The sequence below is a fragment of the Sphingomonas sp. IC-56 genome, from assembly GCF_021043375.1.
Taxonomy (GTDB): Bacteria; Pseudomonadota; Alphaproteobacteria; order Sphingomonadales; family Sphingomonadaceae; genus Sphingomonas.
In genome coordinates this window covers 474,643-490,020 of the sequence record NZ_JAJNDV010000001.1, presented here as the reverse complement: position 1 = coordinate 490,020, position 15,378 = coordinate 474,643, and the positions used below count along the sequence as shown (strand labels likewise).

At 65.0% G+C, this 15,378-nt stretch carries 12 protein-coding genes; 6 read left to right on the top strand and 6 right to left on the bottom strand.

All coding sequences use genetic code 11. The features are described from left to right. Positions 1 to 8: 8 nt before the first annotated feature. Positions 9 to 1,433: an MmgE/PrpD family protein gene (locus tag LQ953_RS02460; RefSeq protein WP_231028906.1), complete on the bottom strand. Its 1,425-nt coding sequence runs from the start codon at positions 1,431 to 1,433 to the stop codon at positions 9 to 11. 59 nt (positions 1,434 to 1,492) lie between these two features. Between LQ953_RS02460 and LQ953_RS02455 the strand changes: the two genes are divergently transcribed. Continuing rightward, positions 1,493 to 2,782: an alpha/beta fold hydrolase gene (locus LQ953_RS02455; protein ID WP_231028905.1), complete on the top strand. Its 1,290-nt coding sequence runs from the start codon at positions 1,493 to 1,495 to the stop codon at positions 2,780 to 2,782. A gap of 46 nt (positions 2,783 to 2,828) precedes the next feature. Here LQ953_RS02455 and LQ953_RS02450 read toward each other — a convergent pair whose 3' ends face one another. Together LQ953_RS02450 and LQ953_RS02445 are read right to left on the bottom strand one after the other, a co-directional pair. Further along, positions 2,829 to 3,782 carry a hypothetical protein gene (locus tag LQ953_RS02450; protein ID WP_231028903.1) on the bottom strand — a complete coding sequence of 318 codons (954 nt, stop codon included), beginning with the start codon at positions 3,780 to 3,782 and terminating at the stop codon, positions 2,829 to 2,831. A 65-nt stretch (positions 3,783 to 3,847) separates the two neighbouring features. Continuing rightward, positions 3,848 to 4,840: a LacI family DNA-binding transcriptional regulator gene (locus tag LQ953_RS02445; RefSeq protein WP_231028901.1), complete on the bottom strand. Its 993-nt coding sequence runs from the start codon at positions 4,838 to 4,840 to the stop codon at positions 3,848 to 3,850. Between the two features lie 200 nt (positions 4,841 to 5,040). Here LQ953_RS02445 and LQ953_RS02440 point away from each other — a divergent pair, with 200 nt between their 5' ends. The 5 genes from LQ953_RS02440 to LQ953_RS02420 are packed head-to-tail and all read left to right on the top strand — an operon-like array spanning position 5,041 to position 12,470. Then, the gene (locus LQ953_RS02440; RefSeq protein ID WP_231028899.1) at positions 5,041 to 6,099 is read left to right on the top strand and encodes a cytochrome P450; all 1,059 of its coding nucleotides are present in this window, start codon (positions 5,041 to 5,043) and stop codon (positions 6,097 to 6,099) included. Next, positions 6,096 to 7,217: a CapA family protein gene (locus LQ953_RS02435; RefSeq protein ID WP_231028897.1), complete on the top strand. Its 1,122-nt coding sequence runs from the start codon at positions 6,096 to 6,098 to the stop codon at positions 7,215 to 7,217. The genes LQ953_RS02440 and LQ953_RS02435 overlap by 4 nt, the downstream gene beginning before the upstream one ends. Next, entirely contained in the window at positions 7,214 to 8,260 is a 1,047-nt protein-coding gene (locus LQ953_RS02430) for a hypothetical protein (RefSeq protein WP_231028896.1), read from the top strand. Before LQ953_RS02435 ends, LQ953_RS02430 begins: the two co-directional genes overlap by 4 nt. 56 nt (positions 8,261 to 8,316) lie before the next feature. Then, positions 8,317 to 10,956, top strand: coding sequence for a TonB-dependent receptor plug domain-containing protein (locus tag LQ953_RS02425; protein ID WP_231028894.1), 2,640 nt, complete (start codon positions 8,317 to 8,319; stop codon positions 10,954 to 10,956). Continuing rightward, the gene (locus LQ953_RS02420) at positions 10,956 to 12,470 is read left to right on the top strand and encodes a tannase/feruloyl esterase family alpha/beta hydrolase (RefSeq protein ID WP_231028891.1); all 1,515 of its coding nucleotides are present in this window, start codon (positions 10,956 to 10,958) and stop codon (positions 12,468 to 12,470) included. Before LQ953_RS02425 ends, LQ953_RS02420 begins: the two co-directional genes overlap by 1 nt. Before the next feature lie 39 nt (positions 12,471 to 12,509). Here the strand turns inward: LQ953_RS02420 and LQ953_RS02415 are convergent, their stop codons facing one another. Genes LQ953_RS02415 through LQ953_RS02405 form a run of 3 tightly spaced genes read right to left on the bottom strand, consistent with a single transcriptional unit; the run spans position 12,510 to position 15,333 of the window. Then, entirely contained in the window at positions 12,510 to 13,820 is a 1,311-nt protein-coding gene (locus tag LQ953_RS02415) for an MFS transporter (RefSeq protein WP_231028889.1), read from the bottom strand. Between the two features lie 57 nt (positions 13,821 to 13,877). Then, complete coding sequence (locus tag LQ953_RS02410; RefSeq protein WP_231028888.1) at positions 13,878 to 14,312, bottom strand: MarR family winged helix-turn-helix transcriptional regulator; 435 nt, start codon at positions 14,310 to 14,312, stop codon at positions 13,878 to 13,880. Further along, a complete protein-coding gene (locus LQ953_RS02405; RefSeq protein WP_231028886.1) occupies positions 14,305 to 15,333 on the bottom strand; it encodes an aromatic ring-hydroxylating dioxygenase subunit alpha in 1,029 nt (342 codons plus the stop codon). The genes LQ953_RS02410 and LQ953_RS02405 overlap by 8 nt, the downstream gene beginning before the upstream one ends. Positions 15,334 to 15,378 lie beyond the last annotated feature (45 nt).

Sequence of the window (15,378 nt, the reverse complement as noted above, 5' to 3'; positions counted from 1 at the left end):
CGGATAACTTAGTCAGAACTCGGCTGCAAGCGTGTATCGCTCGTTTTGTGCTCCATCCGCAGCAGGCTCGATGCCGAGACACCGGGACCCAGCGCGAGGATCCGCGCTGCTGCGGCCGCCGCTCTCCCGGAGTCGAGCGGGATCGCGGCACGGCTTGCGCACAGGATGAACTTGTCGATCAGCGCGGTGTTCGAAAGCGGGTTGCCGGGATGACCGGCGGCTTGCGGCACCTGGCGTTCGAGTCGCTCGCCCGAGCGCAGGATCAGCGTGAGCGATCCACTCGCCGCGTGCTCACGTCCCCAGGCAGGATTGCGACGCTCAACCACACGCTGCGCCAGTTCGAGCACCGGGCTGTCGGCACGCGCCGCATCGCCGAACGAGTCGAGCGAGACGCTGCCATGAACCAGCGCGTGTGCGGTGGTGAACGGGATCGAGAACTTGGCCTGGATGGAATTCTCGGGCGCGGCCTTGGCGGAATGGGGCCGGATCAGCATTTCCTGCACCGGGCCGATCTCGGCCTCGGCACGCACGATCTCCCGCCAGTCGCAACGCTGGCGAAGTTCCAGTGCGGCCTCGATATAGGCATGGGTGCCGCGGCAGCATGGCCAGGGCTTGAAGCTGACTTCATCGCCAAGGAACCGCGTCCCGAGATCGGCAGTGAGCGCGTCTGTCGGGCCACCGCCGCCATAGATGGCGAAAAAGCCCGCGCGCCCTTCGAGCGGCTCGGCGAAGGCGCGCGCGTCGGCCTGGGCGAGCAACGCGGCCTCGACCGCGCCGCGCGCGGCGAACGCTTCTCGAACTCCGCGCAGGGGGGAGCCGGGATCATATTTGATTTCGCCGGGGAAGCTGGCGGAGAGCATCGCCAACCCCATCGCGTCGCATATGCCCTTCGCGTCCAGCCCGATCAGCTTGGCGCAAGCGGCGGCGGAGGCGATCAGCCCGACCAGCGCCGGCGGGTACCAGCCACCTTCCTCGTAAGTGCGTGCAGGCGCGATCGACAGGCGGCATGCCAGGTCGCTTCCCGCTGTCATTGCCGCAAGGAAGCGCCCGCCGTCGATACGCGGGTCGGCATCGGATAGCGCGAGCAGTGCCGGAACCAGCGCGGCGTTGGGATGTGCTGCGCCGGGATCAAAGGCGTCGCCGAAATCCATCGCATGGGCGAGCGCCCCGTTTGCCAGTGCTGCCGCGACGGGATTTGTGCAGGTATCGATGCCGAGGACGCGCGAAGGCCCAGCACCCTGAGCGAGTGCGAGGTTACGGTAAGGCAGCGCTTCGGCTGCAAGGCCGGTAGCGGCGAGCGTTACCCCCAGCGCATCGAGCAAGGCGCGGCGCGTGGCGTCGCGGGTCGTCTCTTCCAGCTGATCGTAGCTGACACATGCGACGTGGGTCGCAACCCGCGCAGAAAGCCCGCGATTTGTTTCATCTGAAAACATTCTATGCAACCGCTTTCATCGGAACTATTCGGGATGCAAGCACAAAATGGGAGAGTGAGATGCCGTACCCTATTCATGCCCTGGCACTCGCGATGGGCGCAGTGGCTGCGATCCCTGCGGGCACTCCGCTCGCTGCACAGCAGGTACCCTCAGCCCGCTCGCTCTCCGGGACGCTGCCGGGGGGTGCCAAGTGGGTGGCGGAAGTCCCGTCCAACTGGAACGGTACGCTGCTGCTGTGGAGCAGGGGCTATTCGCCCACCGCCGGGTCGCCTGAAGCAGCGACGCGCGGGATGAACAGGCAATTGCTTGATGCCGGCTATGCCATTGCAGGGTCCGATTATGGCGCTGGCGGCTGGTCGTTGGCTGAAGCGGTGCCGGCACAGCGCGCAACGATTGCCGCGTTCGCCGCAGCGCACGCCAAGCCGAGGCGCGTGATCGCATGGGGCTATTCGATGGGCGGGCTGGTCACCACGGCGCTCGCGGAGCAGGAAAAGCCCGCGATCCATGGCGCGCTGGCGATGTGCGCCTCGATCGGCGGCGCGGTGGGGATGATGAACATGGCGCTGGATGGCGCTTATGCCTTCCGCACCCTGGTCGCGCCCGATGCCGGCATTCGCCTGGTCGACGTTGACGATGACCGCGCGAATGCGGGGCGCGTGAACGACGCATTGAAGCTGGCCATGACGACGCCCGAGGGCCGCGCACGGGTGACACTAGCCGGTGTGCTCGGCGGCCTTCCCGGCTGGACGAGCCGCGACAAGCCCGAACCCGATGCAAGCGATTACGAAGCCCAGGCCGATGAGGTCGGACGCAGCTTTGCCATGGGCATCTTCCTGCCGCGCACCGATCAAGAGCAACGCGCCGGCGGGGTGTTTTCGTGGAGTACGGGAGTCGATTACCGCCAGCAGCTTACACTTTCGGGCCGCCGGCCCATGGTCGAGGCCCTGTATCGGAAGGCCGGGCTCGATCTCGACGCCGAGCTCGCCCGCCTCAACGCGGGGGAGCGCGTCGCGGCGAAGCCCAGCGCAGTCGACTATATGGTGCGCCACTATACGCCCAACGCGAAGCCGCGGGTTCCGTTGCTGGCGGTGCAGACCATTGGCGACGGGCTGACTTCGCCTTCGCTTCAACGCGGCTATGCCGAAGCGGCGAGGGGAAGGGACGTAAAGAGCGTCTATGTCCGCGGTGCCGGTCATTGCACCTTCTCGCCCGAGGCGGTGATGGCATCGATCCGCTTCCTCGATACGCGTCTGGAGCACGGGAAATGGGGGACCGCACCTGCCATGTTCGTGCCGCACACGCCGCCGCCGATGCTGCGGCCCTTTGTTCGCGGGCGCGAGGTGCGTTAGTTCTGCCGATAGCCACCCCGGCGGGTCCCGGGGTGGCTATCGTGGCTCAATCGATGCGCTTCTTTTCCACCGTCCACTGCGTGTCGGTGCAGAGCCCGCAATCGGCACCTTTGAAAGTCTTCGCCGCGGTGGCGTCGCCGCGAAGCTGCCAGTCGAGCCACCTGACCAAGACCTGCGCCACTGCTCCGCCATTGGGCTCGGCGAAGGTTCCTCCATGGCCGACGTTCAGGTTTGCCAGCATGACCGGGACATGCTCGATCTTGCGCACATCGTCGGTGCCGTTCGGATACGCGATGTCGCTTGGTCCCCCGAGCACATAGAGCACCGGGGTGTGCAGCGTCTTGAGCAGCGACTTGTCGACGCTCATGCCGGCGATCGGATTGGTTCCGTCGGTGAAGATGCCGCTGTTGTGCACGATCACGGTGCCGACCCGCGGATCGCCCGCAAGCTGCAGCGCCTGCAGCCCGCCACAGCTATGCCCGGCAACGGCGACCATCTTGGGATCGATGCGCCCATGATAGGCGCTGCCCTTGCGGCCATTCTCCGCCAGCGCCCAGTCGATGCCGGCGCGAACATCTTGCGCAGTGGTGACGACGGCGAGCTTCTTGGGCACCGCCGGGCGTGTCTGGGGTTTCGCGCTGGCGCCCGGGCCGCTCAGGATCTTGCCCGGAGCGATGACGAGATAGCCGTGGGACGCGATCTCGGCCAGGTGGAAGCGGGCGCTCGCGCCATCGTCGACACAGCCGCCATTGCCCCAGACCAGCACCCCGAGCTTGCGCCCACCCAGCGCCTGCAGATTCGCAGGGCGATAGACGACGTGGTCCGCCAGAGTGGGATCGACCTCCTTGATCGCGGGATATGCACCGGTGCCGGGCGTGTCGGGCAAAGCGTTCGCCGCCGCGCGGGCGGCGGCGGCGGCATCGACGGGCGGGTTCTGCGGAGCCTGCTGTGCCAATGCACTCGTGCTGAACAGCGCAAGCAAGGCGAATCCATAGCGCATTCCACTCTCCCCATATATGTTATGGATGAAAGCTATTCGCCCGCCATGGTCAGATGCAAGCGATTTCAGGCGCTTTCGCGGGCGATCACGCGGAAGCCGACGTCGATCTTGGTCTCGGTCCTCTCGCCTGCTGCGCGGGCCCGCAGGACACGCAGCACCTCGCGCGCAATTCGCGCGCCGTCTATGTCCACAGACGTGATCGTCGGGCGCATGTCACCTGCCATTCGGAGATTGCCGAAGCCGGTGACGGCAAGCTGATCGGGCACGCGGATGCCGGCCGCCTGCGCCTCGATGATCAATCCTTGTGCGATCCAGTCCGATCCGCACACCACCACATCGGGCCGCTCGGGCAAGTCGGCGAGGGCGCGATAGCTCAGCCGGCCCTGGCCGAAATGGCTGGGCACATTGACCTCGAGCCGCGTCGGCTCAACCCCGCCGTCGCGGACCCAGCGATCGGTGAAGCCCATTGCCCGCCGCTCGGAGCGGCTGGAGCGTGGTACCACCAGATGGGGGCGGCGATAGCCGCGCCCACGCAGGAAGCGCGCCATTTCTTCCCCGGCCGCGCGGTGCGAAAAGCCAACAGCTACGTCGATCGGTTCCTCCGGCAGGCCCCAGGTTTCGATAACGGTCACAGGCGTGGCGCGCAGCCGCGCCCGTGTTTCGGCGTCGCTCACGATCCCGGTCAGGATGATTGCATCCACCCGGCGCGCCAAGGCCATGTTGATCTCGGCTTCGAGACGGGCGTTGTCAGGGCCGGTGAGCGCAAGGACGACGCTGTTGCCGTCATTGGCGAGCCCGTCGATCATCGATTCGACCGTGTCGTTGAAGATCGACGCCGCGATGTCGGGCACCAGCGCTGCGATGAGGCGCGTGCGGCTGCCCGCCAGCGCGCCGGCAGTCATATTGGGCACATAGCTGGTCGCCGCGATCGCCTCGCGTATCCGCTCTGCGGTCCCTTTTGCCACGACTTCGGGGTTGTTGAGGAAGCGCGACACGGTGGCGGCGGACACACCTGCATGCGCGGCGACATCGTCCAGACGGGGAGGGCGGGTGGCCATGTCCGCTGTATGCCGGACCTACACCAAAATGCAAAAGACGCTTGCAAGCGCTTGCATCCACAATTACGCCTATTGTTATGTCACATGACTTCGATCCGTTAACTCCCGAGACCTTCGACAGCGCTCATGCCGATTATTCGCGCCTGCGCGACCAATGTCCCGTGGCCCACAGTGATGCCTGGGGTGGCTTTTGGGCACTGATGAAGCACGACGACGTTGCCGCCGCGGCGAGCGACTGGAAGACCTTCGTCACGTCGAAGCAGAATGTGATCCCCAAGGTGGCGTTTACTGGTCGCCGACCCCCGCTGCACCTCGATCCGCCCGAGCACACCCCTTATCGCCGCGCGCTGGCGCCGCTGTTCACCGAGCGTCGCATCGCCCGGCTCGAACCGGTGATCCGCGGCATCTGCCGCGACCTGCTGGCGACGATGGTCGCCAAAGGCGGCGGCGATGCCGTGGCCGATTATTCGGCGCACATGCCGATCGCCACCTTCGCCCATTGGATGAACCTGTCGGCGGATGCCGTCGCAGAGCTTACCCGGGTGGGTCAGCGCTACAATATCGCGGTCCAGTTCGCGGACATGGAGGCGACCAAGGAGTCCAGTCTTCTCCTCTATGACATGGCACGCGACATCGTCGCCGATCGCCGTGCGAACCCACTGTCAGAGGATGAAGACGCGACGAGCGCACTGCTTGCCGTGCGCGTCGATGGCGAGCCGCTGCCCGAAGAGTTGATCGTCGGCACGATTCGTCAGGTTCTGGTCGTCGGCATCATCGCCCCGGGCGTGATGATCGGGTCGATCGCCGTGCATCTCAGCCGGGACCGCGTGCTCCAGTCGCAGCTGCGCGCCGATCCGTCTCTGGTGCCTGCGGCTGTCGATGAATTCCTGCGGCTTTACACGCCCTATCGCGGCTTTGCCCGCACGGCGGTCGAGGATGTCACCATTCGGGGCTGCCCGATCCCGGCAGGCGAGCCGATCGCGCTCGTCTATGCCTCGGCCAACCGGGATGCTGACGTGTTCGAGGATCCGGAGACGTTCCGTATCGATCGGCCTAACATGAGGGACTCGCTGGCCTTCGGGCGGGGCCCGCACACGTGCATCGGCGCCGGTCTTGCCAAGCTTGAGCTGGTAGTCGCGGTAGAGGAACTGCTCGCCGCCGCGCCCGGCTTCTCGCTGACCGAAGAGCCGCGTCCGACGCGCTTTCCTGAGATCGGCGCGCTCACCGCGCCGATCGCGTTCGAAGGGGTGGCGGCATGAGCCATGTCTTCCTGGCCGTCGGCGATCTGGCGATGGATCGCGACCATTACGATGAGAGCTTCGTCGATACGCGCGACGTGCTTACCGCCGCCGACATCACCTTTGGCCAGATCGAAACCAGCTTCGCTGAAAAAGGCGTCCGGCTGCCCCAGGCGCGCCACGCCGTGCTAGCACGGCCCGACGGTGCTGCGGCGCTGGGCCGCGCCGGCTTCGACATCGTCTCGTTGGCGGGCAACCATGTGCTCGATTGGGGTAACGACGCCTTCTTCGAGACCCAGGCGAACTTGCACGCGGCCGGCGTGAAGACGGTCGGCGCCGGCGCGAACATCGCGGAAGCCCGCAAACCGGTATTCTTCACGCTGGGCGACGGCACCACGGTCGCTGTGCTCGCTTATTGTAGCATCCTGCCGCACAGCTATTGGGCCGATGAGCGGCGTCCCGGCTGTACGCCGATGCGCGCCTTCACGGTTTATGAGCAGATCGAGCACGATCAGCCTGGCACGCCCGCGCGCATCCACACCTATCCGCATCGCGAAGACCTGGCGGCCATGGAAGCCGATATCCGCGCAGCGAAGGCCAAGGCCGACGTGGTTATCGTGTCGCAACATTGGGGTATCCACTTCGTCCGCGCATCGATCGCCGACTATCAGCGCGACGTCGCCCGCGCGGCCATTGCCGCCGGTGCCGATGCGATCCTGGGCGGGCACGCACACATTCTGAAGGGTTGCGAGATGATGGACGGCAAGCCCGTCTTCTACTCGCTGTGCAACTTCGCAACCGACCTGAGGATGGACCCCGTCCACGCCGCATCGAAGAGCTTCAACGAAATCCGCGTGCTTGCTGAGGAATGGGAGCCGGATTTCGACAGTCTCTATAATTTCCCCAAGGCATCCCGGCTGTCGATGGCGGCACGGCTCGAAATTGGAGGCGGGCGCATCGTCCGCTCCGGCTTCCTGCCGCTGCATATCGATCGGGACGCCGTGCCGCGCTTCGTTCAGCCGGGGAGCGACCGGCATGCCGAAGTCGTCGAGTACATGACGGCGATCACTCAAGAGGCAGGGCTCAACGCCCGCTACCGCGTGGAGAGCGACATGGTGGTCATGGAAGAAGCGGCATGAGTGCCGCCAAGGCGAGCGGCGCGTCCGCATTTCCGCTCGAAGGCTATGTCTTCCTCTACCTGATCGCGTACCTGCCCAACGTGATCATCACCAAGCTGGTGACGAGCACGGTGCATCCGGGTCTCGGCCGGCCGTTAACGGGCTTGGAGACGCTGCCGGCGTCGCTGATCATCAGCCTTTTGCTGACTTATCTCTTCATCTGGCGGTCAGGCTGGCACAAGGATGCGCACGGCGTGATGGTGCTCGGGCGCCGTATCCCAGTGCCCACCAAATACACCTTCTATTCGGGTCTTGGCACGGCGCTGGTGCTGTTCACTGTGCCGCTTTCCTTTACGTTCGAAGGCGTCAGCATCCCGTTCATCCAGTTGCTGATGCGGGGCGACATCTTGCTGATCGCGCCGATCGTCGACTTGATCTTTGGCCGACGAGTGCGCTGGTGGAGCTGGACCGCACTGGTCATGGTGCTCGTCGCAATGGTGATCACGCTGAAGGACCGTGGCGGGCTCTATCTGCCGCCGCTCGCGATCCTCACGGTGGTCCTTTATACGATCGGCTACTTCGTCCGTCTGATCGTGATGACGAAGATTTCTAAGAGCGGCGATCCCGCCTCGGTGCGCCAGTATTTCGTCGAGGAGAAGATATTCGCGCTGCCGCTGTCGGTGGCGATCCTCGCCGCGATCTCTGCTTCCGGCATTGGCTCGCAATCGGGTGCGCTTGGCTGGGGCTTCCTCTCGGTGTGGACCGATCCCGTGATCCTGCCGCTGTTCGCAATCGGCGTGACCCTCACCATCGTGTCGGTGTTCGCGATCATCATCCTGCTTGATCCCCGCGAGAACGCCTATTGCGTGCCGCTCGAGCGCGCCGCCAGCCTGGTGGCTGGTGTGGGCGGTGCGTTGATCCTGGCTTGGGTTTGGGGACTTCCGCAACCGCGTCCTGCCGAACTGGTGGGCGCGGCCATCCTGATCGCCGCCATTGTGTTGCTTTCGCTTGCACCCCGCTTCGCCGACCGGTCCGCGCGGGCGGCGCGCGCCGAAACCGTCTGATTTACGACAAGTAGCACCAGAACCGCAGAGACATGCGGGTACTTTAGGAGGGAAGATTGGATACTTTTGTCACCCGTCGCGCGGCCGTCTTGCTCGGCCGCACGGCCATGGGCGCGCTCGCCCTCGCTCTCTCCGCACCCGCACTGGCGCAGGTGGAGACACCCGCTGCTCCGGAAGCCGACGCCGAGGAACAGAGCGTCGTCATAACCGGCAGCCGCATCCGCGGTATCGATCCTGTCGGTTCGGCGGTCATCGCGATCGACGCTGACCAGATCCTGGAAGAGCCCGTCAGCTCGACGAACGATATTCTGCGCCGCGTGCCTCAGGTCGTGTCCCTCGGCGCCAATCGGGCGGGCGGCAGTGCACAGAACGGCGCGGCGAACGCAACGCGCGGCGCGGGCATCAACCTGCGTGGCCTTTCGACGAACGCCACGCTGCTTCTGTACGACGGCAAGCGCCTGCCGCCACAGGGCACGCAGGGTCAGTTCACTGATCCTTCGGCCATCCCATCGATAGCGTTGGGCAGGATCGAAGTCGTCGCCGACGGCACCTCCGCTGTCTATGGCTCGGACGCAGTTGCCGGCGTCGTCAACCTCATCCTGCGCAAGGACTTCTCCGGCATCCAGGCACGTGCCCGCTACGGCATGACCGAGGGCGACTATTACGAATCCCAGGCCGCGCTGCTCGTTGGTCATAAGTGGGACGGCGGCTGGATCATGGCGGCCGGTGAATATACCAAGAACAACAATCTGTTCGGTTCCGAGCTCGACTTCTACACGTCGGACAATCGAGCCCGTGGCGGCCGTGACTTGCGCGGCACCAACTGCGCGCCGGGAACACTGGTCGCGGGCGGCGTCAACTACGCCATCCCGCAAGGGGGCGTGACCGCCGGCAATGTCGGCAGCCTGGTCGCGGGCACACGGAACCAGTGCGAGTTCAACGACATCGCCCAGGTGATCCCCGAGCAGGAGCGCTGGAGCGGCGTCGCCGCGGCCAGCCACGAGATCACGGACGGGATCCGCATCTTCGCCGATGGTTTCTACTCGCGCCGCAGCGGAGCCTTGTTGTTCAATCCGACGGTCAACGCCACGGTACCCAGGACCAACCCGTTCTTCGTGTCGCCGGTCCCCGGCGCAGCCTCGGTGACGGTGCAGACCACGTTCCTTGGCGACACCGGGCCACTTGCCAATCCCTATCACGCGAGCACATGGAACGCGACCGCGGGTCTTGAAGCCGATCTGTTCGGGGATTTCCAGGGCACCGTTTACTACGCCTATGGCAAGTCGGAGGAGGTGGCCGACCGGCGTCGGTCGGGCGTCAACGGCGGCGCACTGAACGCAGCGCTGGCCGATACCAACCCGGCGACTGCCCTCAACGTGTTCGGCGGACCGAACAATCCTGCGACGTTGGCCCGGATCACCGACAACTTCTTCGTGATCGAAGGCCGCACCCGGCTCGAAGTGGTTAACGCGCAGATGGACGGATCGCTGTTCGCGCTGCCGGGTGGGAGCGCTCGCATCGCGATCGGCGGCGAGCATCGCGTTGAATATACCTACACTTCGCTGTTGCAGGGCCAGGCGGCGACGCAGGCGCGCACCGCCGACGACGGCAGCCGCAACGTCGACGCGGTATTCGCCGAACTGTTCATCCCGCTGGTCGGCGCGGGCAACGCATCGCCGGGGCTGGAGCGGCTTTCGCTCAGCATCGCTGGCCGCTACGAACATTACAGCGACTTTGGCAGCACCACTAATCCCAAGGTTGGCCTGACTTACTCGCCTTTGCGGGGACTTACGCTCAAGGGCACGTACGGCACATCGTTCCGTGCCCCCACCTTCAGCGAAGTGTCCACGGTTGGCGGTGGCGCGGGCTTGTACTTCGATACGCTGCCCGGGCCGAGCGGCAACCTGATCGGGATTGGTATTGCGGGCGGAAATCCCGGCCTGGAGCCGGAAAAGGCGACCACCTGGTCATTCGGCGTGGATGTTGCGCCGCCGACCATTCCTGGCCTGAATGCCTCGCTGAACTATTTCCGGATCGATTATACCGACCAGATCCAGGCGTTGCGCGGCACCCCGGGCCTGCTGACGAACCCGATCTATGGCCAGTTCGTCCAGTTCAACCCGACTGCGGCGCAAGTCAGTGCGCTGGTGAATTCGGGGCTTCCGCTGAACGCCGCGATCAACCAGTCGCTGGTGACCTTCATCGCGGATGGCCGACGTCAGAACCTCGGCACGTCGCTGCTGCGAGGCCTCGATTTCACCGCCGCCTATCGCTGGGACTGGAGCGGGGTCCAGCTCGATGCCGGAGTCCAGGGCACCTATGTCCTTGATTATCTGTTCGAAGCGGTGCCGGGATCGGGCCTGGTCGATGTGCTCGATACCATCGGCTTCATCCAGAAATTCCGCACCCAGGCAGACGTCGGCGCGCAGTATGGCGGGTTCAAGACCCGGCTGACCTGGAACCACCTGAACGGCTATACCAACACCACCTCCACCGTGGTGCGTGAGGTTGGCAACTATGACACGTTCGACCTGCTGGTCGGATATGACTTCAACGAACAGGTCAACCTGTCGCTCGACGTGCGCAATTTGTTCAACGAGGATCCGCCCTTCGTCGACACAACCAATGGCTTCGATCCGCAGGCAGCGAACCCGATCCCGCGGCTGTTCGCGATCACGGCGAATGTGAAGTTCTGATGCCGCTTCTGCTGGCTGCAACCCTGGCCGGGTGCGCTTCCCTCACCGGAGCGCACCCCGGTGGGGTGGTCGTAACGGCGGCGACTGCGATTACGCCCTCACCAAGCTGGGCGCCGGAGACCAAGAGTTTCTATCGGCCCAGCCCGGTCAGCGTGAAGCTGTGCCGGGTGGAGGGTGTGATCGAGGGCAATATCGGTTTCGAATTGTGGCTGCCCGAAGACTGGAACGGGCGGCTGCTCGGAGCCGGCGTCGGCGGTGATGCGGGCATCTTCAACTACAGCGACATGAGCCGCCGAGTGGAACAGGGGTTCGCCACCGTGACCACGGACAGCGGGCACAAGGCGAGCCAGGCGCGCTGGATGGCGGATGCCAAGGCGCGGGTGGATTACGAGCATCGCGCGGTGCACCTGACCGCAGTTGCCGCCAAGGCGCTGGCCACTACGTTCTACGGCCGCGCCGTTGATCGCAGCTACTTCACGGGCTGTTCGGGCGGCGGGCGGCAGGCGCTGAAGGAGATGCAGAACTATCCCGGCGACTACGACGGTGTGATCGCCGGCGCGCCGGGACCGTATATGCCGCTGCAATCGGTGCGGATGATGTGGGGCGCACTGCTCCAGAAGCACGATCGGGCAGGGGCGCTGAGCGATGACGACTGGGCGCTGTACGAGCGCAAGGCGACCGCCGCGTGCGACAAGATCGACGGCGTCGCGGATGGGGTCATCGAGAACCCGCTGCGCTGCAAGTTCAAGGTCGAAGCGCTGGCGTGCAAGCCGGGCCAGAGCTCCGACTGCCTCTCGCCTGCCAAGCTCAAGATGCTTCGCACGATCGTCAGCCCGATGCCCGACGAACAGGGTAGGGCGATGGATTGGGGCCTCTATCCCGGCGTCCGTACCCGTCCGGGGCCGCCGTCGCCGCTGCTGCGGGCGATGTGGGCGGACGGCGTGTACAACGACGCGAATTGGAACGAGGACAGCTTCCGCCGCACTGCCGACCTTCAGGCTGCCAACCGGGCGATGCCGGAGCTTCGCGCGGACAAGACTGCGATCCAGCCATTCCTCAAAGCAGGTGGCAAGGCGATCCTCTACCACGGTTGGGCCGATCCTTCGACCAATGCGGGCCCGACCCTTGGCTATTATGCCAGCCTGGCACGTGCCCATGGCGGCGCCGAAAAGCTTGCCGAGTCGGTGCGCCTGTTCATGGTGCCGGGCATGTATCACTGCACGCGCGGACCGGGTGCGGACGCCTTTGGCGGGTCGGGACATCCCAGCTGGCCCAACGATCCCCAGCGCGACGTGCTTTGGGCGCTGATCCGGTGGGTTGAGCAGGGCCAGGCGCCCGAGCGTCTGACCGCCACGAAGCTGGAGGGAGATCAACTGCGCTTCACACGCACCCTTTGTCCGTTCCCCAAGGCGGCACGCTATAACGGCGTGGGCCCGCAGGAGGTTGCTGCGTCCTACAGCTGCCAGACTGATCCCACCCTGGTCCGCACGCTCGGGGCAAGCAAGCCGAGATGATGCCACCGGCATCTCCCGGATGCTGTCCGTTCAGCTAGACTATTCGGTGGCGGGGGGCTGGTGGCGGATGCCGAGCAACGCGACTGCCGCAATTGCCGAGCCCAGGCTCATCAGGATCGCCACGCTGTCGAGAACATAGCCTGCGGCGAAAAGCAGCCCGGCGAGCGCCGGGGCCAGAGCCGATCCGCCACGACCTACCCCGATGACGAAGCCGGTTGCGGTGGCGCGGAGCCCGGTTGGAAAGGTTCGTGCGAGCAAGGCGTAAAGCCCCACCACGCCGGCATTGGTGAAGAAGCCTGCCGCCGCGGCAACCATCGACAAGCCCTGCAGGTCGGTCTGCGCCCGGCCGAAAGCGATAACGAGCGCCACGGATGCGACCATCGCGCCGATCGTCAATGCAAGCAGCCGCACCCTCGCAGTGAGCAGTCCTAGCAACAGCGAGCCGGTTGCACCGCCGACGCTTGCCCAAACCAGCACGCCTGCGGCGGCGGCTGGCGCGAAGCCCATGTCGACCACGATCTTCGGGATCCATTTCAGGATGAAATAGAAGGTCATGATGTGCATCAGATAGGCAAGGGTGAGCAGCATGGTCGCGCGCGCCATGTCGGGCGCGAACAATTCGGCTGCGGCAGCTTTGCTTGGCCGCGCCTCGGCCAAGGGCAGCGATGCGACGGGGGCATGGCCCATCCGCGCGAGGACGGCGTTCACGCGCTTCAGTGCGTTCGCCGGCCGCTTGTGCATCAGGAACGCGATGCTTTCGGGCGCAAAGAAAAGCACCAGCGGGATGAAGCAGACGGTAGCAATTGCGCCGAACACGAACACCGACTGCCAGCCATACATGCCCAGCAGCACGGCCGATATCGAACCGCCGATGATCGTACCCACCGGATAGCCAGCGGCCATCAGCACCACGGCTAAGGCCAGCCGCTTGCCGTTCGCCGCCTCGGCAACGGCGGCGTTGGTGGCAGCCAGCATGCCCCCGATTCCAAGGCCCGTGAGCACCCGCCATGCCGACAGCGTCATCACATCGTGCGAGGTGGCCGCGCCCAGCATGCCGATCGTCATCAGCACCAGGCAGCCGAGGATCGTCGCGCGCCGCCCCACGCGGTCCGCCACGCCGCCGAGGATGAGCGAGCCGAGCGCCATGCCCACCAGCTCCATCGAGAGGACTAGGCCAAGCCCGGCACGGTCTATCCCCCATGCCTTGGCAATGCCCGGCGAGGCGAAGCTGATGGAGAGCACATCGAAGCCGTCGAGCGCGTTGAGCCCCACCATCACCGCGATGACGCCCCACTGGAAGCGGGACATAGGCTCACGGTCGATCAATGCTCGAGGGTCCATGCTAATCATTCATCGCTCTCCGCCTTTTGGCTGAGAATGGAAGATTATGCTATGGGACGCAACAATCTAGCGGTGGATGCGCCTGAGCATTTCCATGAGCGTCGCCAACTCGTCGGTCGTAAAGCGGCGCGTCAACCATTGCTCGTGCTCGGCGATCGCCGTCTGCGCTTCCTTCAGCAGCGCGCTTCCTTGGGCAGTGAGAGCGAGAGCCACGCGCCGCGCGTCACTTTCGCTCTTGCCCCGCTCGAGAAGCCCGCGCTTTTCCAGTGCGTGGACGATCGCCATCGTCGTCGCCCGGTCCATGTCGAGCGCCCGCGCTAGGTCGGTCTGAGAAATGCCCGGATGATCGCCGGCCAGCCACAGCACCGATACCTGCTTTTGCGTCAACGTCAGCCCGGCGAAGCGCTCGGCGAAATGCCGCTGCACTGCCCCGTGCGCAAGGCGAATGTTCAGCCCAAGGATCTCTTCGAGCGCCCCAAGGCCGACAGGCGTTTCAGGCATCCGTAGCCGAAGCCTCGATGGCCTTGCGGATGATCGCGCGCGCCCGCACCGTGCCCAGATCGATCGAGTAGCCGCGCAGCTTCATGTCCGGGTTTGCATCGATCGAGCGCTGCTGCGCTTCCAGCACTTCGACATCTTCATCGAACACCTGTCCCTGCTGCGCCTTGAAGCGCGCTGTGAAGCCCAAGTCTTCGATATCGAAGTTGCGCGCCATTCCCCAGAAATAATGCGTCGTGGTCTCGCTCTCCGGAGTCATCGCATCGACCACGAAGCCGCGAACGCCTTGGTCGTGCCGCTCCGGGGTTGCTCCGGCTTCCACCGGAGCTACACCGACGTCGATCAGCACGTTGCTCGGCTGGAGGAAGTGGCAGATCTGCCAGCGGTCGACCGGCCCATCGGCCTTCAATGCATCGCGCCAGAAGGGTGGGGGGTCGATGTTCGCCATCCAACGGCGAACGCGAACTTGGTCTCCGTCGACTTCCGTTTCGATCGGTGTCTCGTTGATCTCCGGCTGGCCTATCGATCCCTGGTGGACGTAGGTTTCATGGCTAAGGTCCATCAGATTGTCGATCATCAGCCGATAGTCGCAACGGACATGGTTGTAGCCGCCGTCAAAGGTCCAGCCCGGTGCGCTGCACGGCCAGAAATCCGGTATCAGAGCCAGGTCTGCCTTCTCCGGCTCACCGATCCACACCCAGACGAAGCGGTGCCTCTCGACCACCGGATAAAGCTGCGCGCATACTCCCTTGGGCACGCGCTCGCTTTTGATTGGCATTTCGGTCGCGCATCCGTCGGGGCCGAGTAGCAGCCCGTGGTAGCGGCAGCGCACGGAGTCCCCTTCCTTATAGCCCATGGACAGGGGCAGCAGGCGGTGCGGACAGGCATCGCGCATAGCCACGAGACTGCGATCGAGCTTGCGGTAAAGCATCACCGGTTCGTTGCAGATCTTCCGCGCCAGCGGCGTCCGATCGACTTCGCTGTCCCACGCCGCGACGTACCACCGATTTGGTATCCAGGTCATCCTGCTCTCCTTGTCCGCTTGCAGCGCGGTTTCAGGAAATGTACG

Bases quoted from the DNA above. Each gene is read 5' to 3' on its own strand.
- LQ953_RS02435 (WP_231028897.1), top strand. From the start codon at position 6,096: ATGAGCCATGTCTTCCTGGCCGTCGGCGATCTGGCGATGGATCGCGAC.
- LQ953_RS02440 (WP_231028899.1), top strand. From the start codon at position 5,041: ATGAAGCACGACGACGTTGCCGCCGCGGCGAGCGACTGGAAGACCTTC.
- LQ953_RS02420 (WP_231028891.1), top strand. From the start codon at position 10,956: ATGCCGCTTCTGCTGGCTGCAACCCTGGCCGGGTGCGCTTCCCTCACC.
- LQ953_RS02460 (WP_231028906.1), bottom strand. From the start codon at position 1,433: ATGTTTTCAGATGAAACAAATCGCGGGCTTTCTGCGCGGGTTGCGACC.
- LQ953_RS02430 (WP_231028896.1), top strand. From the start codon at position 7,214: ATGAGTGCCGCCAAGGCGAGCGGCGCGTCCGCATTTCCGCTCGAAGGC.
- LQ953_RS02450 (WP_231028903.1), bottom strand. From the start codon at position 3,782: ATGCGCTATGGATTCGCCTTGCTTGCGCTGTTCAGCACGAGTGCATTG.
- LQ953_RS02405 (WP_231028886.1), bottom strand. From the start codon at position 15,333: ATGACCTGGATACCAAATCGGTGGTACGTCGCGGCGTGGGACAGCGAA.
- LQ953_RS02410 (WP_231028888.1), bottom strand. From the start codon at position 14,312: ATGCCTGAAACGCCTGTCGGCCTTGGGGCGCTCGAAGAGATCCTTGGG.
- LQ953_RS02455 (WP_231028905.1), top strand. From the start codon at position 1,493: ATGCCGTACCCTATTCATGCCCTGGCACTCGCGATGGGCGCAGTGGCT.
- LQ953_RS02445 (WP_231028901.1), bottom strand. From the start codon at position 4,840: ATGGCCACCCGCCCTCCCCGTCTGGACGATGTCGCCGCGCATGCAGGT.
- LQ953_RS02415 (WP_231028889.1), bottom strand. From the start codon at position 13,820: ATGATTAGCATGGACCCTCGAGCATTGATCGACCGTGAGCCTATGTCC.